The 24,545-nt window shown below is 36.9% G+C and carries 9 protein-coding genes; 2 read left to right on the top strand and 7 right to left on the bottom strand.

The window, feature by feature from the left end; genetic code table 11:
• Positions 1-125 precede the first annotated feature (125 nt).
• The 6 genes from NSQ62_RS02620 to NSQ62_RS02595 form a co-directional block, all read right to left on the bottom strand.
• A complete protein-coding gene (locus tag NSQ62_RS02620) occupies positions 126-794 on the bottom strand; it encodes an S-layer homology domain-containing protein (RefSeq protein ID WP_341322376.1) in 669 nt (222 codons plus the stop codon).
• 73 nt (positions 795-867) lie between these two features.
• Entirely contained in the window at positions 868-3,366 is a 2,499-nt protein-coding gene (locus NSQ62_RS02615; RefSeq protein ID WP_341322375.1) for an S-layer homology domain-containing protein, read from the bottom strand.
• Positions 3,367-3,523: 157 nt separating this feature from the next.
• Entirely contained in the window at positions 3,524-5,455 is a 1,932-nt protein-coding gene (locus NSQ62_RS02610; RefSeq protein ID WP_341322374.1) for a stalk domain-containing protein, read from the bottom strand.
• A 256-nt stretch (positions 5,456-5,711) separates the two neighbouring features.
• On the bottom strand, positions 5,712-8,471 hold the full coding sequence (locus tag NSQ62_RS02605; protein ID WP_341322373.1) for an S-layer homology domain-containing protein: 2,760 nt from the start codon (positions 8,469-8,471) through the stop codon (positions 5,712-5,714).
• A 460-nt stretch (positions 8,472-8,931) separates the two neighbouring features.
• On the bottom strand, positions 8,932-10,764 hold the full coding sequence (locus tag NSQ62_RS02600) for an SH3 domain-containing protein (RefSeq protein ID WP_341322372.1): 1,833 nt from the start codon (positions 10,762-10,764) through the stop codon (positions 8,932-8,934).
• Positions 10,765-10,808: 44 nt separating this feature from the next.
• Entirely contained in the window at positions 10,809-11,924 is a 1,116-nt protein-coding gene (locus NSQ62_RS02595; RefSeq protein ID WP_341322371.1) for a phosphodiester glycosidase family protein, read from the bottom strand.
• Between the two features lie 259 nt (positions 11,925-12,183).
• Between NSQ62_RS02595 and NSQ62_RS02590 the strand changes: the two genes are divergently transcribed.
• Positions 12,184-17,412 (top strand): S-layer homology domain-containing protein, encoded by a 5,229-nt coding sequence (locus tag NSQ62_RS02590; RefSeq protein ID WP_341322370.1) that lies wholly within the window; start codon positions 12,184-12,186, stop codon positions 17,410-17,412.
• 249 nt (positions 17,413-17,661) lie between these two features.
• On the opposite strand, the gene NSQ62_RS02585 is transcribed toward NSQ62_RS02590, so the two are convergent.
• Entirely contained in the window at positions 17,662-22,794 is a 5,133-nt protein-coding gene (locus NSQ62_RS02585) for an S-layer homology domain-containing protein (RefSeq protein ID WP_341322369.1), read from the bottom strand.
• Between the two features lie 363 nt (positions 22,795-23,157).
• Here NSQ62_RS02585 and NSQ62_RS02580 point away from each other — a divergent pair, with 363 nt between their 5' ends.
• Positions 23,158-24,504 carry an S-layer homology domain-containing protein gene (locus tag NSQ62_RS02580; protein ID WP_341322368.1) on the top strand — a complete coding sequence of 449 codons (1,347 nt, stop codon included), beginning with the start codon at positions 23,158-23,160 and terminating at the stop codon, positions 24,502-24,504.
• The last annotated feature ends 41 nt before the right edge of the window (positions 24,505-24,545 follow it).

Raw genomic sequence — 24,545 nt, 5'->3', positions numbered from 1 at the left:
GCCCGCGAACGCTAATCCCCTTGGGGTCGCCCCCTTCACTCCGTGCCACTCTACTTTAGTAAAATCCCCTTTTCAAATAAAAAAACTATGCAACCGTTAGTAAATAATCGATTGCATAGCTAGATTTATTCTACACTAATAACCGTTAAGTCATCAGATACTGCATTCATAGAACGTTGTAAAAATGTTGCGAGCTGGCCACGTGTTAACGTTCCATATGGGCTAAATGTTGTTGCTGTCGTACCTGACGTAATCCCATAATCAATTAACGTTTGAATATAGCGTTTCATGTTTGTATCCGTAATCACGTTCACATCTGCAAATTTCGTTTGCGAAACGCTCGACATGTCTAACTCGAACGCGAGGGTTAGCATTTTGGCAATTTCCGAACGCTTTAACGTACCATCTGGACGGAATGTACCGTCCGTATAGCCACCGATTACCTTTAATTCGTACAGTGCAGCAGCCGCGCTGTAATAAGGGCTTGATGTTGGTAAATCTTTAAAGTTCGGATTGGATACCGATGTTGTATTTAAATTTAATGCATTTGCAATAAATAAAGCGGCCTCTCCGCGTGTTGCTGCTTTTGTAGAGTGAAATACCGTTTTCGTAACACCTGAAACAATACCTTGCTCTGTTAGATTAACGATTGCCTCATAATGACCATCCTTCGTTGTGACATCACTATAAGGATTTGCTGCAGCAGTGGCTGGAGCATCTATTACAAATGCTGCTGTTACCGGTAAAACGAGAAACGCAGCTGTAAATAAACTTACTTTTTTATTGAATTGCATGTAATCTTCCTTTCAGCAAAATTATGCTTATGACCTATTATCGCTAGATCATATCTTATTACTTTTCTTTAATTTATTTTTGCAAAATTTTTGATAGGAACGTCGCAAATTCAGCACGCGTTATACTGTTATTCGGTTTAAAAGTATTATCTGGGTAGCCACCTGTTAATTGATTTGAATATACGGTCGCAATCGCGTCATATGCCCAATGTTTGGCTGGTACATCTTTAAATGGTAATGATGCCTTACCTGATAAATTGTACGCACGTTTTAAAATCGTTGCCATTTCAGCACGCGTCAATTTACCATCTGGACTAAACTTACTCGCCTCACGCCCTGTTAAAATTCCTTGTTCTGAAACAGCTGCAATGGCTCCATACGCAAAGTGATTTGTTTTTACATCGTCAAACATGACATTATTTGTCGATGAGATTCCTAATGCACGTGCAATAATTGTTGCGGCCTCTGCACGAGTGATTGTGCTTTCCGGCTTAAATGTACCATTTGGATAACCTTTTACGAGCTCATTTGTATTTAAATATTCAATCGTTGAACTTGCCCAGTGCGTTAATTTTAAATCGGTATAAAGTGGCTCTTTATAATCTTCTTTGTACACCGCCTGCAACTGATCGAAGTACAGTACCCCTTGATTTTGGTTTTCAGCAGTTGGCTCTGTAATATAAATACGGTCAAACTTAATTGGTAGAGCCATATCTTGCGGTACGTTTGCTGTTACGTATTTCCAGCCTGTCCAATCCAATTTTCCTTGCTGTGTAAAATCAATCGTATGCTTTTCTCCGTTACCATCAATAATAACTCCGCGTAACCAATGCTTCGCAGCGTCGCCGTATACCCAAACTCCGACTTGCTTCGGTAAACCTTCTAATAGAATCGGTGACTGTGCTACTGCATATGCTGCTTTCGTACCTGACTCACCTGTTGTGAAATTATAGTTTAAACGCATTGAAGATGCACCTTCGCGGAATGGCTCAGCCTTTGTCGCGTTTACAATTGTTGCGGTTGCTTTCGCTGTAGTGACTGCCCAATTTGACGTGACATCAAATGGATCAATGATTTCAACTGCTTCTGGTGCCTTTGTTACCTTCAACGCAACCTCTGAACGCACACCATTGTAGGTTGCCACGAGTTTACCTGAACCAATCTTTGTTGCGCTAAATGTTGCCCCGTTTAGTTCACCAATGTCACCTTCCACTGACCATTTCACCTGGTCTTTTTGGATTGCTACTGGATTTAAAAATTCATCATACGCGAGCGAAACATCCGCTGTAGCGCTTGTCTCGACGGTCATGGAACCTGGAAGACCTGTAATTGAGAATGCCTTCAATGTTCCAGCTGGCGCACTATTAATGACCTGCAATGTTGCAGAAACACGGCGTTCGCTGCCATCAGATGGGCGATTCACAAGACTTGGTGCTTCTTGTCCTGGCGTACGCACGACCATTGTTGTAGAGCCCCCACCATCTAAGTTAATGGCATATTTGGCGCCCTTTGAAATTAAGTATGAGGCAAAATCAGTTAACGATGTCCCGTTACTATAGCCACTTTGACGACCGTCTACCGTTACTAAAAACACCTTTTTCCCTGTAGCGTCTACTGCTATTGCGGTACGGTCACTACGCATTTTGACAAATGACGAACTTGTAGGCATTGAAATATTCACTTGCCCATCTTTCACCAATAGTGGGCCAGCTGCTAATATATACTGCGCATCTTTCCATTTGTCATCAATGTTTAAATCTACTTGAATTGGCGCACCAATTTCTAATGCGGCTTTTACTTTTTCTGCGATCGCCTTATCTTGAATTGATACTACGAAGCCATCTGCTGGCACTGCTGAATTCCCTGGTTGACCATATTCTGTAATACTAGCAATTGTTCCCGAAATAGAATCCCCAAAACTTAACGTTTTCGTATTTTGCGTAGCACCAGTTACAACAATTTCAAGGCCCCAGTTATTTGTATTTGTTGTTGCCTTCTCTGCTGTATAAAGCACCGTTGTCCCAGCAGCACGGTCATTATTAATACGATCAATCGTAAACTTTTGGCCCGCTACAGTAAACGATAAATCCGTTGTGTAATAATCGGCAATAGCTTCCCCTGATTTTGTCATACCAAAGGCTACAGGCTGTTGCGTTGGACTGTCTGTATTTTCACCTAATATTCCATAGTTTACTATGACATTATTATTTACTAATAGATTCGCTGGATAGCCATTTCCCAAGAAATACGATGCATTTGTCGCCCCCACAACGCGGTGGCCTTCACGATTATGTATTTTCGAAATTGCTGAAGTGGTTTTTAGTGAGTTAATAGGATCCGGCATCCCTATTTCTAACGACGTATGGTGGTTGTTTAAATCAATATTTAGAAAGTTTACAACTTCCTTCGTGTCTGCTGATTCATAGCGCTCTTGTATGTACTGTACACCTGGTGAAACGGTTGTTTGCTTATTAGTTACTTTTTCATCGAATGTTGCTTCACTTTCTGCTACATAAAAAGCGGCCTGCGCAGCAACGAATGCCATAGAGGCTGTTATGATTTTCTTATTCACTTTTTCTCTCTCCATTCTAAACAATGTATCTAAAAAAAGAATAACATACTCTTTTACAAAAATGGGGTGATTCATTGAAATGAAACATAGGTCATAGAAAAATAATATGCTCATAGAAAAAGGAGCTAAGAATTAAATCTTCTTAGCTCCCTTAAAATTATCTCGTTTCTACGTAAATTGCGACCGGTAAATTACTACCACCTGCATGAATAATTTCTACCTGAATCACATCTTTTCTGTTTTTCGAACGAACTACTGGTAATTGAACGTATTCTTGACCAACCTTTAATGTTGGAATTAAATACGTCTTTCCATTTAATTTCACGGCACCACTATATGTACCGCCGCGCCCTGTAATTTTCACCACTACATACTTTAACTTACCTGTGTTATTCGTAATTGGAATATCTACCTTATAAGACATCCCAAAATGGCCCGGGTTCCCTACTGTACCATTCATTGTGTCCAATGAATTTTCTGCAGTTAATAAGTGATCGGTTTTACCATTTGAAATATTGTAACCGATTTGCGCACTATCGACTGCATAAGTTGGCAACGTTACTTTTACCGCTGAGCTTGGCCATACACCGCGTGGATGTGCCGCGTATTCATTAATGCCGACTGCTTGAGAATGGATTTTCTCTAGCTGTGGTTCAGCCTCTAAGCTAATTACAGTACGAATTGTATAATCTGCCGCTGTACCTGTTGCCGAACGAATATCAAAATCATGTGTAAAACCTAATAAATAGTTTTTACCAATATCATAGGCTTGGATGACTTTCGTTTCACCAGGGGCAACCGTAATTTGGCTATCCTTCGCATTACGTAACGTATTCGTTAATACCGCATCTGATAAAGGTAAACCAACATCAAATGTGCTCCAGCTGTTGCTTGTTGTTTGCGACATCCCTTTAGAGTCAGTAATTTGTAGGGCTGTATTCGATGTATTTTGAACGGTAATCCCGATTTTCGCATTCTCACCTAGCTTATTAATATGCCAGCCGTATACACGGTGCTGCTTTGACGTAACACCTTTCACGTGATTCTCGGCCAGTGTTTCATTGGCCTTCATAATAATCGTCGGAATGAGTTCTTCCGGGTTATCACTAACAAATAATTGACGTTCCCCATCTAGCTCCGCATTTTCAACTAATTGTGGAACCCCTAATGCCCCATAGGATTTGTCTAAAAAGCTGCTTGTCATCATGTAATCATAAATTGTCACATAAATTGTTTTAGAATCCTGTACATAACGTAAAGATCCACCGTTTTTAAAGGAATCAATAATAAATTTTACAGGCACATACATCTCGCCCGATTGAATAAATGGCTTCTCCGTACCTTTGTATTGCTCACCATTGACATAAATTTCATTACTGTTATTTGTAAACTTGAATGTAAGCCCTGAAATTGTTAATTCTAGGCTATTTTCATTCACCCACTGTGTATAACTATCTTGTAAATAGTCACTGAAATAGTATGAAGAAATATACATACGGCCGTCTTTGGTAACCGGGGCTTTATCCATTTCAATACGCGCGCTATTCATATATAAAATATGTTTTACATCTGGAATAATCGGAACGTTCACTTCTGGAGTTTCTTCTCCTGCACCAGGGCTTTGTCCATCATGAATTTGTTCATTTAATATAACTTCTACTACTTTATTTGCTTGATTCCAGTACACTTCACCATCCGAATTTTCACTTACAAAACGCATCGGAATATATGTACGGTCCTTATAAATCATAGGTGCTACGAGCATTTGTGCCTTAGTACCGTTTACTACTGCTGTTTTCGAGTTAATCGTTAGTTCAACTACCTGACCATTACGTTCACTCGTTGCAACTTTCGCTGTTGGATTCCAATTAACTTGTGCACCAATGGCTTCATAAAAATCACGCATTGGTAAAAGAATGGTACCCGCATTATTGATAATCGGATCTTTAAAGCTAATATATTTTCCATTAATAATCACTGTCACTTGCTGTTCCACTATGTTTTTATTAGTCGCTGCAGAACTTGGACTTGCACATAGCGTACTCATTGCCAGTATTGCTGTTAACAATACTGCAAGCATTTTTTTCATCGAGACACCCCTCACTCTATTCAAGTACTTCATTATAATAGCATATTGTTTTAGTTAGATGGCAATAAAAGCAAATATTATGTTTCGAAATAGATTGGTTATTTTTGGTTACCCTCTAGAGTTGTCAATGATACTACTTAATTTTTATTGGCTAAATACAATAAAACCCTAGAATTTTACCGTAGTAAAATTCTAGGGTTTACTATTTTAGATAGATTTTATTCTATCAATTATTTAATCGAACAATTAATTAAAATTAGTTGTTGATTGAAGCGTCTTTAACTTTGTTGCCTGCAGCATCAGCAATGTTAGTTGATTCGAATTCAACTGTTACTTTGTCTGTAGCTTTTAAAGCAGCTGATAAAGTGATTACTAAGTCGCCGTTAGAAACTGCAACTGTTGTTGGAGTTACTTTAGCGCCGTTCACTTTAACTGTTACACCTGAAACAGTTGCTAATGAAGCTAATGCTTCGTTGAAATCAACTGTAGCAGTTACGTCGTTGTTGATTGTAACTGTTTTTGCTACTGGAGCAACATTTTCGTTTAATGTTACAGTTTGTTTAGTTTGAGTTTTAACGTCTTGAGTGTTACCTGAAATAGCAACTACGTTAGCAACTTCAACATTACGTGCACCAGTTACAGTAATGTAACCTTCTGGTAATGTTACTAAAACGTTTTTCTTATCGTTTACGAATGCTAATTTTGTACCTTCTGGTAATTTAGCGCCACCTAAAGTGTAGTTAGCAACTTCTAAAGCACTTGCATCCATTGTTTCGTTATATACTACAACGAATTCGTTTGTTTCAACACCAGTAGTGTTAACTGAGAATAATACTGATTTAGTTGCGGCAGTTGCAGATGTTTCAACTGTGAATGTTGAAGCAGCTACTTGGTTACCTACAGCGTCAGTTAATAAATCTTTAGCAACAGTTACAGTGTATTTACCAGTTACTAATTTACCAGCAGCAGTGATGAAGTCTTTAGTGCTAGCTTCTGCTAATGTAATAGAAACGTATTTTTCTTCGTCTGTGTTAGTATCGATTGAACCGTTACCGTTTAAATCATAACCAGCTGCTGTTACAGCAGTGAAATCAGCTGCTGCTAATGAGTGTTGAACACCATCTTTGTCAGCATACTTGATTGTTAAGCCAGCGTTTGTAATTGCTGCAGCTGTTGTAGATTTAATAGCTTCGTCATATTTTAATACTAAAGTATTATCTTCGATGAATGAAGATACGAATTTTGGAGCTGTAGTATCTTTAACTAAGTTTGTAGTTAAAGTTGCAACTTTACCAGCGTTACCAGCTAAGTCAACGATTGAAGTAACTTTTACTTCTGCATTGTTTAAGAAAGTAAGAGAACCTGTTAATACTTCGCTAGCATCTACAGTGTAAACTGTTTTATCTTTAGAATCTTGAACTTTAGGAGCTGTAATAGTTGTACCATTTACAGTTACTACGAATGCGTTAGTAACTTCTTCTGAGAAGTCTAAAGTAATTGTAGTTTCTTTAGCAGATAAAGCAACTGTTGGAGCTACTGCATCTTCTTCAGTTACTACTGTTGTAGATAATGGGTTAGCTAAGTTACCAGCTACGTCTGTTGCACCTACAACATCAACTTTGTAAGTTTTACCAGCTTTTAAGCCAGTGATTACTAATTTTTTACCGTTAGCAGTGAATGTTAAATTCGATGAAGCTACTGCAACACCGTCAACACTTACAGTACCAACTGAAGATAATTGCTCAGTGAAGTTTACAGTTACATCTACAGTATTTGATGCAGCTTGAACTACTTCTGTAGTAGTGATAGCTGCAGCTGTTTTGTCTTCAACTGTAATAGTTGTTTCAAATGCAGCGATAGCAGAACCGTCAACTGATTTGATTGAATCAGCAATTACTTTAACATCATAACGTTTAGTTAAGAATTGACCACCAGCAGTTTCGATAGTGTAAGTTTTACCATCTTCACTTAAAGTACCTACTAAAGTACCAGCATTTAAAGTTTGAGAATCTAATGGAGAGATTGTGAAATCTCCAACAGAAAGTGTGTTTTTATCAACAGCTTTTGTGAATTTAACAACTAATTTAGTTGCAGATTCAGCAACTACTGATTCTACAGCTAATTCTTTAGCAGCTTCTTCAGCTTTTGCGATTGCAGCTTCAGTAGTTTCTACAGCTTTTTTAGCTGCTTCTACTTTAGTTGCTACTTCTTTTGCTTCTTCTTCTGTTAATTCAGCAGCTTTTGCAGCTTCTTCAACAGCAGTGATTGCTTCGTTAGCAGTAGCTACAGTAGCTTTTGCTTCAGCAATTTTTTCAATTGCTACTTCAGTTGTTAATGCAGCAGTTGCTGTTTCTAAAGCTTTTACAGCTTCAGCTAATACAGCAGCAGTGTCTACAGTTTCAACGTTGATAGCACGGTTTAACATTACAGCAAACTCTTGACGAGAGATTGAATCAGTTGCAGCTAATTTGTCGCCTTTACCAGCGATAATACCGTTTTCAACTGCAGTTGCAAGGTAACCTTCAGACCATTTACCAGCTACAGATTTAGCGTCTGCGAATGCTGAAAGATCAGCTTCACCTTCTAAACCGTAAGCTTCTACGATCATTTTTGCAGCTTGTTCACGAGTTAATTTACCGTTTGGAGCAAATTCAGTAGTTGTCATACCGTTAACGATACCAGCGTTTACTACTGCTACTACGTATTCTTGGAACCATTGGCCATCTTTAACATCTGCGAAAGTTTCAGTGCCTTTAGTATCTAAACCTAAAGCTACTGTGAACATTTTTGCAGCTTCGGCACGAGTTACTGTACCTGCTGGGTTAAATGAACCATCTGGGTTACCTGAGATTACTTCGTTTGCAGCTAAAGCTTCTACCGCTTCTGTTGCCCAAGATGCGATTTTGTCTGCATCTGTGAATTCAGCAGCTGAAGCTACTGGTACGATTGCTGATGCTACTAATGCAGCAGTTGCAGCTGTCGCAAAGAATTTACGACCTGTATTTTGTTTTGACATTGTATTTCCTCCTAAGACGTCTACTTTGCCTCAATTTTTGAGACAAAACTCCAAATTAAAGCCTACATTATCCTTCTCTACATTATGTATTAAAAAGAAATTGGCTCTTGCTTATACTAATGAATTAAATTTAACAAATTTCTCCGTTAAACAATTCTATATAATTATAACATACATTTAATAAAGTACTAACTTAAATTATTACATTTTTATTAATAATCTATTACAAAAACAATAAAAACATTAACATTAGTGGTAATTTAATACATCTAAAGTATACTAAAGGTAATTTAAACTAATAAATGTAAAACATTTTAATATTTACTTTATATTAAAAAAATGACATTTATTATTTAATAATAATTTTATATTTTAGAAAATATACTAAAAAAACATGTGAAACGTCTTTAAACGTTTCACATGTTTTCAATTGTCATTTAGTTGTAAAAAAGTTTTAAGTTTAAACTTTTTTAAAATATTTCTTTCGATAGACGTAAAATGCAGCTGCAAATACTGTTGTTACTAATGCGCCGACTCCAATCCACCCTAACCAACTAAATGTTGGCGATTCATCGTTAGTAGGCTCTTGCGCATTCGCTACTGTTAAATTTGTACTTTCTACGATTTCTTCTAACTCCGTATCTGCTACAGCATTCGTTTTTTGCTCTACCGATAACTTTTGAAGAACGTCCAATGAATTTTCATACACGCTAAACTGATTTGTATTTAAATAGGTAAGGGCATCTACAGTATCTATGTAGACAAATCGGACACCCTCTTTAAATGGTAGCCTTTTTAATAGCACATACCCTTTTTCTAACGTCTCCCCTGCGATAATTAGACTTTCATTCGCCTCAGAAATGGTTAAATTTTCTGGCATTTCATAGTCCTGATAGTGTATCGCCACATAGCCGCTATCAATGGTTTCAACTGCAAGCATTTGACGATATAGATTAGCATTTTTTTTAGTTTCTTCCATTATATATGCCGTATATTCTTCATTTGTCATTAAATAGCCCAAATCGTTCCCTAAGCGATTAAATTCGTCTGGCTTCATTTGCACACCATAAAAGTTATAAATCAGTTGGTCAATGGCTGCCCGGTCATAAGTAACGTCTTGTGCATTTTTTGTAGTATTCAACTGTATCGAATCAGTTCCTGGCATACCACTTTCAAGACCGCGCTGTACGGCTTGAAAATACGACAGCATATTACGCGCTACATTACCGCTATAAGGCAATTCTAAATGAACCGATTGTGCGAGCATTTGTTGAAGCGCATCGAGTTCCTGTGCTTCAAGATTCAACTGCTTTTCCGGCATGATTTTTGCCGCCATCTCTATTAATTCTTTTTTGCTACGTTCATTGTCGTATGTAAAACGTTCGTTTAAAGAAGCCGCCTTATAGTGGTCATCATAAATGACCTTCACTACTTTTGATTTATCAAATATTGCTAATTTAGCAGTATACTCCTGCTGTGTCAGTATTGTTGTTTTACCTTCTTTTGATACAGCGTATTTTTCTAAATAAATGGATTCCTCATAGTCATTTTTCTTTTCTGCACCATAATAATCCATTGAGGCAATTTGCTCGTATGAAAATGTTTGCTCCTTCACATGGCCATCGCCAGCACTCAATATATAATAAGATTTTAAATAACTATTAGTTGTAATTTCGTGGTCAGTCTTCCCTTCACTAACCTCAAAATAATCTGTTTTCGCTTGGTTATTTAACTGATTCAGCTTGAATTTTTTTTCTTTATTTATTTGGGCATGGTGATATAAATAATAATTCTCCCCACTTTTTAAAATTGTTAACGCATTTGTATTATTTTTTTGATAAATAAGCTGGTCGCCACTATATATGTATTCTTCATATTGCCCTTTTATTGGATCCGTATCACGTACGACATATAATTCCTCGATACCATCCTGTGTGAAATCGGCTATTAATGCATAAATCACATGGTCCATCTTTGCTAACTGCTTATAATAGCTCGCATATACCGGCAATAATTCTTTCGTAAAAGGCGCTATTGTATCACTCGGTAGCCATCCTAATCGCCCTTTATAGTCCACTTTTACCCAATTATCCTGCTGTCGTACAAAGCTTACGCGCGTTCCCTTTGTTAATTTTGAAACAACCATACCTTTTTCATCTGCACTAGCTGTCATTGAAATACCAGCATCGGCGACAACGATATATTGTTGCCCTTCTTCCTGCGCAATTCCAATTGAACTCGGTAATAGCGCAGTGAAAAGTAAAACCCCTAAAACTATTTTATAAAATTTCATCTTGTTCCTTCTCTCGCATCCCTATAAATGATGCGTTACAATAGTTATTTTACCAACAAGCCTACCGCAATATCGCGGCCAGGTGTTGTCATATATTTGCCGTTTGCATATAAGCCACTGGAAGCACCACCATCTGAATTCATGGCATCAACCGCGCCTAATTGCTTCATTACCGATGCAAGTTGCTGCACTGTAGCACCTGCAGTTGTTACAAAAATAAGCTGGCGATTCGGCAAAATCCCAATCGCACTTCTCGCACCAGGTGAACTCAAAATTTTATGACTCGAAAAACCTTCTGCAATCGGATCGACCGTGACCGCACCCTTCGTTACTAATCGTGGCCCTACTTGAATGGCTTCCTGTACATTCCCGTCTGCAAATAGTCTCATAAATTGATCCCCCGGTAAAATGCCGACATTGCCATCCTTTAACACATAGAACACCGAAAATTTTAAATCAAATACTTTTACGCGCTCACCATCCATTACTAAGCCGTTGTAAACTAAACGTTCTTTTGCATTGGTATAAGCATCAAAATAATTCCCGTTAATTGCTACAAGTGCATTATGCGCCTTCGCAATACCTGCTAGCGAGCCAACCGCACCCAACTTATTGTTCGCAAGCTCCACATGTAACGATGTATTCGGTGCGAGTAAATTGATGGATACAACATTAACCCCTAACTTTTTTCCACCTACATTGACGGTTTTCTTTGCTACCGCTACTTTTGGTTTGTTTAGTACCTTTTCAGGATATACCGCAACCTGATAGGCGTTCGCTCCTACCTGATAAGAAACTTCCTTTTTTACTTGATCCCAATTCATCGGTACATCAAATAAAAATGCTACCTCACGGACTGGCACATACACAGCATTTTGTAGCATCTTTGGCTGTGTATCCATTTGGCGAATGACTTGTCCGTCTCTTTTAATTGCTTTACTGCCCATTGCTAGCTTGTATTGACCGTCAATCGTGACAACTTTGCTCGTATTATCCCAATCTACCTTCACTGAAAAGGTTTCCGCAATTGTGCGCAATGGTACGAGTGTACGCTTTGAACTGTCTTCAACTACACCATAGGAATTGGCATGTGAGTTAACTGCTGAGAAACTAAGGCTCATTAATAGCGCGAATAAAAGTGCTGATATTATTTTTTTCATTAAATTGAATACTCCTCTTTCAAATTTATGGTATTTAAATTATAGCAGATTTCTAAACCATTAAATATCTCAAGAAATTTAAATTGAATCCCCCGCTTTAACGGGTACTAAGACACATTATAAAACCAAAAAATTTCATTTTAATGGTTTTTAGTTACTTTTTTCACTTTTCTGTATTGCAAAATAATATTACTATTATTGTATGAATATTTATACGATTCTAACGTAAGAATTTATTACTAAATTTGGAGGTTTTCACATGAAGAAAAAACAAAAAACAGCCTTACTAACACTTGCTTTAATTCCTGCTGCAATTGTTTCATTACCTGAAGCAGAAGTTAATGCTGCAGATGCAGTAAACAGTAAAGAAATAATTAGCGATTCTTGGGTAAATCCCTATCACCTATATGATGCCAAGCCTCAAATGCAGCGAATTGCTTCAGTTGGAAGCGTTGCTGCAAACGAAGTACCTTCCTATAAAGCAACATCTGTAGCAGAACTAAAAGAAGTAATTTACGAAAACTTACGTACATACAATACGGAATTCAAAATTACATATACAGGGAACACAAGTCAGCTTAGTAATGAATGGACAAAAATATTCAATGATTTACAAACGGATCAAGCGATGGTTTATGAAGCTGGGACACTTTCTAGATATAGCTATAGTGGATCAATGACCTCAACAGAGGCAACTATTACAGCTACAATAAGCTACCACACAACAGCCGCGCAGGAGCAATTCGTTAATAGTGAGGTAAAGCGTATTGCTAGTGAAATTTTCACTACTACTATGAGTGATTTCGATAAAATCAAAGCAGTGAATGATTATGTTGTTTTAAATACTACTTATTCTAAAAATACTACTGCAAGTCCACATGCAGCCTATGCCATTTTAAAAGAAGGCCAAGGTGTGTGTCAGGCATACGCGCTACTAGCCTATCGTTTACTTAAAGAAGCAAAAATCGAAGCATACTATGTGACAGGTGAGGTAGGCGTAGAGGGTCATGCATGGAATTTAGTAAAGCTAGATAATGAATGGTACCATCTTGACACAACTTGGAACGATCCCGTGTTCAATGCTTCGGCTGGTGATATGAGTGATTTTCTGCGCTATAAATATTTCTTAATTTCAGACACAACGATTAAAAATGACCATAAAATTGATAACAAAAATTATCCTGTTGCTAGCTCTGAAAAATACGCACCCTTATCAAATGTAGAAAATCCAGTTATTGTTGATTCACAATGGTACTTCCCAAATAAAAACGATGATATTCTTCTATATACAGTTGATTTAAATAACCTTGCTGCAGGTATTACAAAAGTTACGGATACTCGCGTAAAATATTTAGTACATCACGATGGCTGGTTATACTTCTCAAACTATAGTAATGGTGCCTTTTTAACAAAAATAAAGCTAGATGGATCCAGTTTAGAGGTGTTAGACAGAGTTGAAATTACCAGCTTAAAAATAGTAAATAACGACCTAGTTTACACTGATGGCAATTCAAATAAATATACAAAGCCACTAAAAGATATAGCTGTTATCAATCAGGAAGCAGCGAAACAAGTAATTCAATTGATTAGTAAAATCGATAACAACTCATCTACATATTTAGAAGACGCCGCAAATGCACGAAAGGCTTATGATGCGTTAACAGCCGATCAAAAAACGTTAGTTACAAACCTTCAAGCATTAATTGATTTTGAGACAAGCATTAAAGAAACAAATGAAATAATTGCCACAGTCATTTCAGCAATCGCTTCATTAGATCAATATGATGAGAACTTCGCACAGCAGGTACAAGCTGCCCAAGATGCTTTTGATGCATTAACTAAAACACAACAAGAAAAGGTTACAAACAACTCAGCATTAGTTGAAGCTCAAAATCAAGTAATTGAAAATAACAAGATTGCCACAGCGCTTGTAAACGCGATTAACACGATTGATGTAAATGATGCCTCTTACTATCAGCAAACTATTGACGCTCGTGCACAATATGACAAATTGACACTGGCTCAAAAAATACTCATTAGCCAAAATGATTTCAAGAAATTAACGAATGCTGAAACACAAAAAGCAGCCGATGAGAAAGCTGTGTTTAATATCAATCATTCATTAGCACTATTAAATGAAGAAGCAGCTACATTTAAAGATGTAATTGCACCGCTAGTAGTTAGCTACGATGCATTAACAGCTACCCAAAAAACATTAGTTGCAAATATAGCTCTTTTAGAAACAGCACGAAAAACACATCAATCTTATAATGCAACTGCAACACAATTTGAAGCAGATATCGCCGCATTAAAGGAATCTTCTAATGATTTCGCCTTAAAAGTTCAAGATGCCAATACAACATTTGATAAATTTAATTTTGCTCAGCAAGCTTATATTTCTGAGAACACGAAGAAAATCTTAACCGACTATGTCGCACAAATTGCAACAGACTTACAACTCGCAGAAGATGTTATTGCACTTATCAATACATTAGATGTAGCTAGTACTAGCTTTTCAACAGATGTTGCAACAGCGCGCACTGCCTATGCAAATTTAGCACCAGCTCAAAAGGCGTTCGTTGGAAATCTTGACGTATTAGTACAGCATGAGCAACGCGTAACGAATATTCAAGCAACCATTTCAGCTATCGAAGCTATTCCAACGACATTTACAGCTGACTTTAAATCTAAATTCAATACAGCTTCAGCGGCTTATGAGGCTCTAACTGACACTGAAAAAAATCATGTAACAAATGCCAACAAATATATTATTGTTAAATCAGATCTATCCGCAGCTGAAGCGGTAGTCCAAAAAATCACTGCGTTGTCCGAGCCATTCGATGCTACAGCGATCATGGAAGCGCGCACTGCCTATAAAACGTTATCTGATTTAGCTAAATATTTCATTACAAATTATGGGGATTTACAAAATGCGGAGCAAGCGATTTCTAGTGAGCAAAATACGATTATTGCACAGTCTGTTATCGAACAGATCAAAGCCTTACAAACTGTAACTCCATCGTTTGTTGCTAATTATGATGCCGCACTTGCAGCTTATGAAAATTTAACACCTGCGCAACAAGCAAAGGTAACGAACTATACTGATTTAGCAGACTTAACAACTACTGTAACAACTATTAAATTGGCCATTGAGGCAATTTCTAAACTTGAGACAACTACGTATCCAACGATTGAAGCATTCGAAGTGGCTGTAAATGACGCGATAACTTCATTCAATAGTATTCAAGATCTATATAAAACTGCGGTAACAAACCAAACATCACTCACGGTAGCGACTACTACCATTATGAATGTAAAAGACTTAGTAGCAGCAATTGCCGCGCTAACAATTACTTCAAATACTAATGACTTTGCAGCTATAAAAGCAAGCTACGAGGCATTAACAGAACAACAAAAGGCGTTTGTTACGAACTATGCGCAAATAGAAGCATTCGAAAATAAAATTGCTGTAAATAAAGTAGATACGCTAATTAATGCACTAAACGAAGAAGCACCTACATTTATTGCAGATGTAGCACAAGCTGAGGCAGCCTATAATAAATTAAATCCCGCTCAGCAGGCACTTGTTAACGAAAATGCAAAATTAGTAGCCGCAATCGTACGTGCTGCAGAAATTGCTAAAAGTATCGAGGCCGCAGCTTCTGTTATTCGATTAATCGCTTCAATTGATGAAACGTCAGCAAGCTTTAGCACAAATTTACAAACGGCAAAAGATGCGTTAGGTACGTTAGGTGCCGAGGACCAAGCATATGTTACAAATGTAAATACGTTAACGGAACATGAAAACACATTGACTATTTATCAGCAAGAGGCAGCCGCATTCGAGACTCAAATCGCTGCACTTGATTCAGCACAGCCTACATTTACAACTGATGTTGAAGTAGCAAATACGAAATTTAATCAGCTTAATGCAGCTCAGCAATCATTAGTAGCTGAAAGTGCTATTGCTACGTTAAAACAATTTGTTCATGACCTTCAAGAAATTCGTACGTTAGATGCTCAAATTTTAGCGTTAAATTCATTAAAGCCGACTTATCATAATGATGTAGCTGCTGCACAAGAGCTATTCGATCAGCTCTCTACAAACTACAAAGCTATTATTTCTGCCGAGGCTACTGAAAAGTTAACAGAGGCACAGGCAATTGTAACTGCTGATAAAGAAGCAGCTAACGACGTTGTAACAAAGATTACAAGTTTAACAAATAGTTCTGATGTAAGTGCTGCACGCGCGGCATATAATGCGCTAACAGCAAACCAAAAGCAGCTCGTAACAAATCTACAAGCTTTAGTGACACTTGAAAACGCACAGTCGAATACAGGTGGTTCAGGAGGAGCTAGCGGTTCTGGTGGCGGCTCAAATAGTTCTGGTGGTTCTGGTGGTTCTGGTGGTTCTGGTGGTTCTGGTGGTTCCGCTGGTTCTGGTGGTTCCGCTGGTTCCGCTGGTTCTGCTGGTGGTGGATCTTCTATTCCAACCAATCCGAGCGAAGAATCATTACCTAATGATGTAAAGCCAACTACTCCCACAGCCCCAGCGGTTGTACAAGATGGCGATACGGTAAAAGTAAATGTACCAATCGCTGAATACAAAGATTCAACGGAGCCAATTGTTATTACAGCTTCTGAAAATATTAATATTTCAATCCCAGCGAATGCTGTTCCTCAAGGTCAGGATGGAGCGACCTTAGCGTTAGCAATTGAAAACAACGATGGTAAAATACAAATTCAAGCAACATTAAATGATGTACCAGCAACATTCGCGACGTATATCGAAGTAGAAATTAGTAATTTACCAGAAAACGCAGTCCTTTTACGAATCGATGAAAACGGTAATAAAGTAGCGACTCCATTTATCATTAAAGATGGTAAATACATCATTAAAACGATGACTTCTGGTGAATTTATCGTAAGCACAGAAGAAAAAACATTTACCGATGTTGCAAATGACGGACACAAAGACTATATCGAAGCTCTAGCAAAACGTCATATTGTATTCGGCGCAACGGAGGAAAACTTTGACCCAACTGCCGGTATCTCGCGCGCACAATTCGCGACAATGGTAGCACGCGCAATGGGATTACAGCCAGAAGGTTCAACTACATTTAAGGATGTTGAAGGTAAATGGTATGCCGACTCTGTACAAGCATTATTTGAAGCAGGCATCGTTAATGGTAAAACTGAAAGTGCCTTTGATCCAGATCAAACATTAACACGTCAGCAAGTAACATTAATGACTGTACGCTTATTACAATTCTCTGGTGTTGAATTACCACCAGCTGACCTATCGACAATTCCCTTCACAGATTTAGATCAAATTCCGGTCGCATACCGAGAGGCAGTAGCACAAGTGTATGCATTAGGTATTTTCAGTGGGAAATCTGACGGTTCATTCGATCCATCAGGCGAGCTTACGCGTTCACAAATGGCAAAAGTGCTTTATAAAACGTTAGAATTAGCAAAAATGCTTTAATGAACTATTATTAGAAATGTGGGAAGCCCTACACCAGATTATATGGTGTAGGGCTTCTTGCTTTATTAATACCTCCAAACCAAATAAAGGGGCGTACCGAAATCATTCTCCGGACGCCCCCTTTTCAATATGGATAATCAACATACCTATTTAAAAGTAGACACTACAAAAGCTCTATATTAAGACCTAAACTTTTGAAGCAAACTAGCGAGAAATCTCTCTTTAGTCATTTCATTATTGTTGAAAAAATTATTGCTTATTCCATTCAACTAAAGGCACATCTTTAAACTCAATTGGCGCTGTACCATCAGCTGTTTTAATACCTTCAATTGAAATTGTTGATAGTGCTGAAGGCTTTAATTCCTTGATTGTGATAATTACTTGATTTTCATGTCCATTAGCCGCTTCGACTGTATAATCCTCATCTTTTTGTAAGCCCGCTAAATCAAATGTCATGCTTTCCGCGCTGATTGACTCAGAAAATGTAACTTGAATCGTACGACTGGTATTTGATGTGTCTTTATTCACATAAATCGTTGTTAGTTGCTCAGGTCTCGTCGTATTTTCATAGTATTTCTTTTTCGCCGCCTCAATGTAACTACTTAAATTAGATGTACTAATAGCATGTACCATACTTACTTGTACCTCTAAATCAAGTAGTTTTTCAATTGTCATTCCGTCAACTAATTTATTATTCACTATTAAATTACTCACTGTATTTATAAGCTGAACAGTTGATTCGTTTTCTTTATTTACTAAAGTTAACGTTTCTTTCACTTCAGCTACAGTTGTATAGTTCTTTTTAGCTAATTCTACAATGTACGCCTCTGTCAGCTCATTTTTAGCTAAACTACCATAAAAACCATTACCTAAAGGACCATACGAAATGTTTTGTAAAATATTTTGAAGCTCATAATAACGTTGAGTTGTTGTTTCGGTAGCTACATACGCCTTCGCTTGCTCTTGCAGTTTTGCTACTTGCTCCTGCACTTCAAATACACGCGATGCCTCATGCAATCTTCCTACAAGACCTTGCTTAAAACGCTCATCTACTTGTAAAGCATTTACTAAAGTCTTTGCGTCTGTATAATGCTGTTTTGTGATACCTGCGTTTAAGCGCTCATCAATATTATATTTTGAAGAATTATAGTCTTCTTTTAATAGTGCATCTACTGCTGTTTTTACTTTCGTATAAGTAGCAATTGTTTCAGTATTTGCTGTTTCCTGATTTACTGCCTTCACTGTTTCTTTAATTGATGCCGGTGTTACAGTTTGTAGTTGAGCAATTGCATCGATGTATTTTGTGAATAAAATTTCAACAAACTCATCTTTTGCAAAAGTTTGAATGTCATTTTTTAGCGTATAGAACGCATTTACTTGTTCAGATGGTTGTAAAGCTAGATAAGCTTTTGCTGCTTCGTTAATTTTTGCAACTTCTTGTAATTTGGTTACAATTTGTTTTACCTCTGCAAACATGGATGCCACATTACCAACATTACCACTTAGCTTCAGCTCTGCTACTAGCTTTTCGGCTGCTTGATACTTCTCTTGAGTAAAGTCATCAGCTAAACGATCATATTGCTCATATGAATAACGATTTTCTCTTAACAATGCCGTTACCGCATTTCGAGTCACTTCATATTTCGTAGTAATTTCTTTGTTTTCTGGTAGTGCATTTACTTGCTCAATTGCTGATTTTAATGTTGTTGGCGTTAGCTCAGCTAATGTTTTCAACTTTGCTACATATTGATCTAAGAATGCTTCAATTACTGTTTCATTTGCATAACGATTTAATATATTTGTAAATTCTTCATTATAGTTAGTCGAATCATAGTTTGGCAACATTAATGCAAAAGCCTTTAATCGTTCTAGCGCTTCCAAAATGCCAAAAGCAGATTCTACTGAATAGCCAAGCTGTTTTGTTACATTATTTTGAAGCTTTGCCTGCAGCTCCTGTACTAATTTTTGAGCTGCTTCGATATCTGCTTTTGTTACACCATCTTTTAATTGCTCATAGTGCTCATAGTCATATTTATCTTCTTTATAAAGAGCATTTACCGCTGCATCTGCTTTAACAAATAAATCAATTAACGCTTTGTTTGCTGTATTTACATCATCTACTAGCTTTTCAAGTTCAGTAGCTGTTGTAATCGTGCGAATTTTTAGCTCTGCAATATACTTATCGAAAATAGAAGGTAATGCCTTGCCTTCTTGAGAAATATATTCAATATTCCCTGCTTCATCTTTTACCTCTACTTTTGAATAAGCATAGCTGTCTAAAATACTTTCGATCCAATATAAACGTTCTGATGACATATCATCACTTAACTTTACTAATTCTTTAAGTGCTACTAAATCGTTCGCAAAGCGTTGCTCACTGTTTCCAGAGCCCATATATTGCCAAGAGATATATCCGCCTCTGCGGTTACCCTTTTCATCAATTTCATTTAAATAGAATGCAAGTTTCGACATTTTTTGTGCATCATATGCAATGTTTGTTGGCAAATCGATTTCAAATGTTGGAATACCCGACACATCAGCTGCTGATTTAAGCTGCTGTTTTTGATCGATGAGATAGAATTGTCCGTTATTAACAAAGTAAGCCTCGTGAAGCTGCAGAAGTGGTGCGTGAACTGCTTGTAAAATAATTTTATTGTTTTCTACTTTTGCTTCAGAAATAGCACGCATCGATGTACCGAAGCTTTGAATTTTATATGTGTCGATGATTTCATTTTTATCATTTACCGCAAATACTTGTAAATCTTTTGAGAACCAGCTAATAAATTCATCGCCTGGGTTATACGTTTTTGCATCTGCTGGTGCCAGTGACCCAATTGCCGGTAATTTAATATTATTGTTATATCCGTCAATAAAACGGTATTTAATCGTACGGTTTCCGATATTTAGTACGGATAAAGTTACATAACCAAATTTCCCCTCTACCGGAATTACTTTCGCTGCGATATAGCCAATAAATTCGTCTTGTTTGATTTCAACATTCACATTTCCGCTAACTTCAGCAATATTTGAGATCACATCTTCTGGCTTTTTCGTTTCACCCTGACTATTCGTCGTTGTTCCAACTTTCACCTGATCACCAAGTGTTACGTTTTTGTTATCCGTTACAAGTGCCGCAACCGTACCTGTCGTTGCTAATTCTACCGATTTTTCTGTTTTGACTTCTACGCTTTGGAAGTTACCTGAACCTGAAATTTTAACATCGTCATTTGTATTAATTTCAACTTTTGCAATCGATGCATTTAACTCGATTTGTGTAACACCTTTTACGATACTTAGGTTTGGTAAAATAACATCTTTAGCCGCTTCAATTGAAACACCATTTGATTGAACATTTAATAGTGATATTTGAGTTGCTGCACCTAAACTTAGTACCGTATCTACTTTTGATATCTCAACAGTTACTACTACTGAGTTGGCAAATGTAATTGTTAGCGTTGTTTTAGGCTTTTCATTTGCTATAAATGGAACTAAGGAAGCGATTCGTTGACGTGTATTGGCCACATTGTCATTCACTGACATTAACTTTCCTTTAATGTTTACTTCATCGAAATCAATTGCTTCTTTAACAAGGTTCGTTAAAATTACATCCCCTGCAACTGTTAAACCTGTAATTTTAACGTTGTCCGCATTAATTGTTAAGGTCCCGTCAATCGTTACATTTTTTGCATTTAAATCGCCGCTCTGTTGAACGGTTAATTCCGTAATTTTTACTATTTTTTTATTTTGTACATCTGCTTTAATCGTTGCATCCACTAAAGTACCGTTACTAAATAGTGGCGTTAACTTTTCATCAACTTGGTATGTAACACCATCGATGACAACACCCTCATTTAAAAGCTCTGTAATTTCTCCTGAAACTGATGTCACAGTTGAATCTTCTTTAGGTGGTGTTTCGTTATTATTATCCGTTGTTGGTGGCGTAACTACTGGTGTTTCGTTATTTTTATCCGTTGCTGGTGGCGTAACTACTGGTATTTCGTTATTATTATCCGTTGTTGGCGGTGTACCATTATTATTTCCATCTGTTGCTGGTGCTGGTGTTTCTCCTGCTGATGAATTATTACCTGGTGTTGGCGCTTTTTCAGGTGCCTTGTCGTTAACTTTAGAAATATTCGCTAGCACTTGCTGATAGTTTTTAATAACTTCTTCAGCTTTTGCTGTATCGGTTACTAATTGCTCTACTTTTGTAACGGCACTTAACTCGATCGCTGCTTTTAACGCCGTAACCTTTAATTGGCCAATTACTTTTGTTAAGTCAAGCACAACAGGCTGTTCACTATTTACTTCTAATACAGCAATTTGTGCATCCCCTGAAATATTGATCTTTGCATCTTTTGCGACTACTAATTTTTCAATCGCGCTAAATAATTGAGCATCTGTTACTGCTGCTGTTAGCTGTACATCTGCTAATAAAATATTTTTTAATGTAATGAATGGCGTATCAATTACTAATTTACCATTCCAAGAAATTGCATCTAATTGGTTCGCTACATCTGCTACTGGCTGTTGAACGCCTTGTAGTGTAATTGGCTGTTCTTTTGTCCCTACCGCTTTAATGACTAATTCCTCGATAGTTGCCACACTTTCCCCATCAATCGTAGCTTTTATTACTGCACCTGCTAATGCTTGCTTGTTCGTTTCGTTTACTAATGACTTTAATTGTGGTGCAATCGTAAATTCTTTACCATCAATTGAAATAGATGTGGCAGAAATTTCAGTAATTTCACCTTGTACTGTTGCTGCTTGTTCTGTGCTGTCATTATTTTCAGCACGGTAAACAAAAGTCGCTAGCTCTCCGCGTTTAACGTAATCGCCACCGCCATATGTATTGGCAGATTTCCCTGTTGTGATCTCGTTATCATATAAAGCCTGTACATAGTCTTTGTAAAAGTCAGCAACATCTGTAAATGGCAACGCTGCATTTTTGCTTTGTAAGTCAAATGCTAACGAGATTACCTTTGCCATTTGATAACGCGTCATCGGCTCATTTGGATCAAAATTCTTTGTGCCTTCAACTCCATTAATGATTCCTGCTTTTGCAAGCGCAGCAATCGCACCGTAATAAATGCTATTCTCAGGAACATCCACAAAATTCGGATTTTCCACATTTTCTGTATCAAGACCAGCAACACCCGCAATAATTTTTGCTGCTTGCGCACGGGTTACATTGTCATTTGGGCGGAATGTATTGTCCTCTTTATAGCCATTAATAATGCCACGCTCTGCAAGATCATTAACTGCCTTTGTGTAAAATGCATCAGATTGAACATCCTTGAAGCTCGTATCAGCAAATGCTACGGCTGGAATTGCTAATGTCGCAATGGTTGTACTCGCAATTAAGCGTTTGTAATTTTTATTCATTTGGTTTCTCTCCTCTATCTATGTAACTTCAAACCTACATATTATATTTTATTACAAAAAATAGTTATTTGGTAGGTATTAAGAGGAATAATTTATTTTGATTTATAGTTTAATAGACTTTTATGCATAAAATTTCTTATGACATTTTTCATCTAGCTTCTCCAAAACCTCATTGTTATATATGGTTAAAGTACATAATTAAGGAGATTTAATATTATCTACCAATAAACTATCAAATTGACTATAATGGTAAAATATACACTAATTAAAACATGGGATTGCACGTATTATTTACGCTCTATTTAGTACATATGCATTACTTATTTTTATCTTGTGAATAAAAGAGATTACTAGGAGGAACATATGAAAAGTCAATTATGTAAGGTTTTATCTTGTTTAGTCATTTTGATTTTTGCATTTAATTTAGCAACGATCACTAGTGACGCAGCCAGCAATTCAGCAACGTTTAAAGACGTAAAAAAAGAAAATCCTCATTACAATGATATTTTATGGGCAAAAGAAAAGGGCATTGTCAATGGGCAGGCAAATAACCTATTCAATCCAGGTGGCAATATAACTGAAGCAGAATTAGTGAAGATTTTTGCTGAATATTTCCAATTAAAATCGACTTCTTACAAATTGCCTAATGAAAAAACACATTGGTCTGATACGTACTATAACATCATGGCTGATTATAAAGTCCCGTTATTTGGATATTCCGATATTTCATTGCGTAATAAACCAATTGACCGCGAACATTTCGCTATGGTTTTAACTTTCCTAATCGATCGTGAACACTATAATTTAGAAGGTGCTGTTCAATTTTTATTAAAGTACAACATCACTAACAACCAATATTCAACAGGAACTACTATTGAAAAATTTGGTTATTACAATCCATTAAAGCGCCAACAAGTTGCTTCCTTTATGAAACGAATTGACACATCTTTAAAAAATTATCGTAGTGAAGATTCTGCTATTACAAACCATTATCCAAGTGATTCGGACGCATCTCTAGCATTTCAAGCTGAATATTACCAAATTGAACCGACAAATCTTTCAAAAAATACGCACGCACTTATAAGTAAACAAGAGTTATTAAAGATGACTAAATTACTAGGAACTACATGGTTCTTAGAAGAGTCTAGAGGTATGACTGTTTCGGATTATTTACTTGATGCCAGCGCATATGGACTGCTAACTGTTGGAGGCCAACAACAAATTGGCGACGATTATTACTTTGTCTACTCAGAGAAACATGCAAAAGCTATACTAAAGCAATATTTCAATATTGATCTACAACCAAGCCAACTAAAGACAGGATTGTCTAAAGACCACGGCGTTGAAATGAATATTTTCTATAAAAATGGCTACTATTATGTACCCGGTTATGAATTCCCCGGCTCAATTTATGTTCCTTATCGAAACATAACGTATGTGAACCATATTCAAAATGGCTATTATGAAGTAAAGTACACAAACTATAATTTAGATTATTATAGAAATGAGGGGTCTGATCTTTACTTTGGTAATATTAGTGATCATTTATGGACTGATTTTACTGAAAAAGAAAAGAACGCATTTATTTATGGCGATCATTATTACGGCAATGCTATTTTAAAACGTCAAGATAATGGTACTTATGTTATCCTAGAAATTTCAGATATTGATTATTTTTCTAGAGAAGAGATATTTTCGTTGATTAAATAGTGAGCTGGATCTGTTGTAACTAGTCTTCACACAATACTAAT

It is taken from the genome of Solibacillus sp. FSL H8-0523 (assembly GCF_038051985.1).
In the GTDB taxonomy this organism is placed as follows: Bacteria; Bacillota; Bacilli; order Bacillales_A; family Planococcaceae; genus Solibacillus.
This window is presented reverse-complemented; position numbering and strand designations above follow the sequence as displayed.

Excerpts from the sequence above, each read along its gene's own strand:
- NSQ62_RS02605 (WP_341322373.1), bottom strand. The coding sequence starts at position 8,471 with ATGTCAAAACAAAATACAGGTCGTAAATTCTTTGCGACAGCTGCAACT.
- NSQ62_RS02595 (WP_341322371.1), bottom strand. The coding sequence starts at position 11,924 with ATGAAAAAAATAATATCAGCACTTTTATTCGCGCTATTAATGAGCCTT.
- NSQ62_RS02620 (WP_341322376.1), bottom strand. The coding sequence starts at position 794 with ATGCAATTCAATAAAAAAGTAAGTTTATTTACAGCTGCGTTTCTCGTT.
- NSQ62_RS02600 (WP_341322372.1), bottom strand. The coding sequence starts at position 10,764 with ATGAAATTTTATAAAATAGTTTTAGGGGTTTTACTTTTCACTGCGCTA.
- NSQ62_RS02610 (WP_341322374.1), bottom strand. The coding sequence starts at position 5,455 with ATGAAAAAAATGCTTGCAGTATTGTTAACAGCAATACTGGCAATGAGT.
- NSQ62_RS02585 (WP_341322369.1), bottom strand. The coding sequence starts at position 22,794 with ATGAATAAAAATTACAAACGCTTAATTGCGAGTACAACCATTGCGACA.
- NSQ62_RS02580 (WP_341322368.1), top strand. The coding sequence starts at position 23,158 with ATGAAAAGTCAATTATGTAAGGTTTTATCTTGTTTAGTCATTTTGATT.
- NSQ62_RS02590 (WP_341322370.1), top strand. The coding sequence starts at position 12,184 with ATGAAGAAAAAACAAAAAACAGCCTTACTAACACTTGCTTTAATTCCT.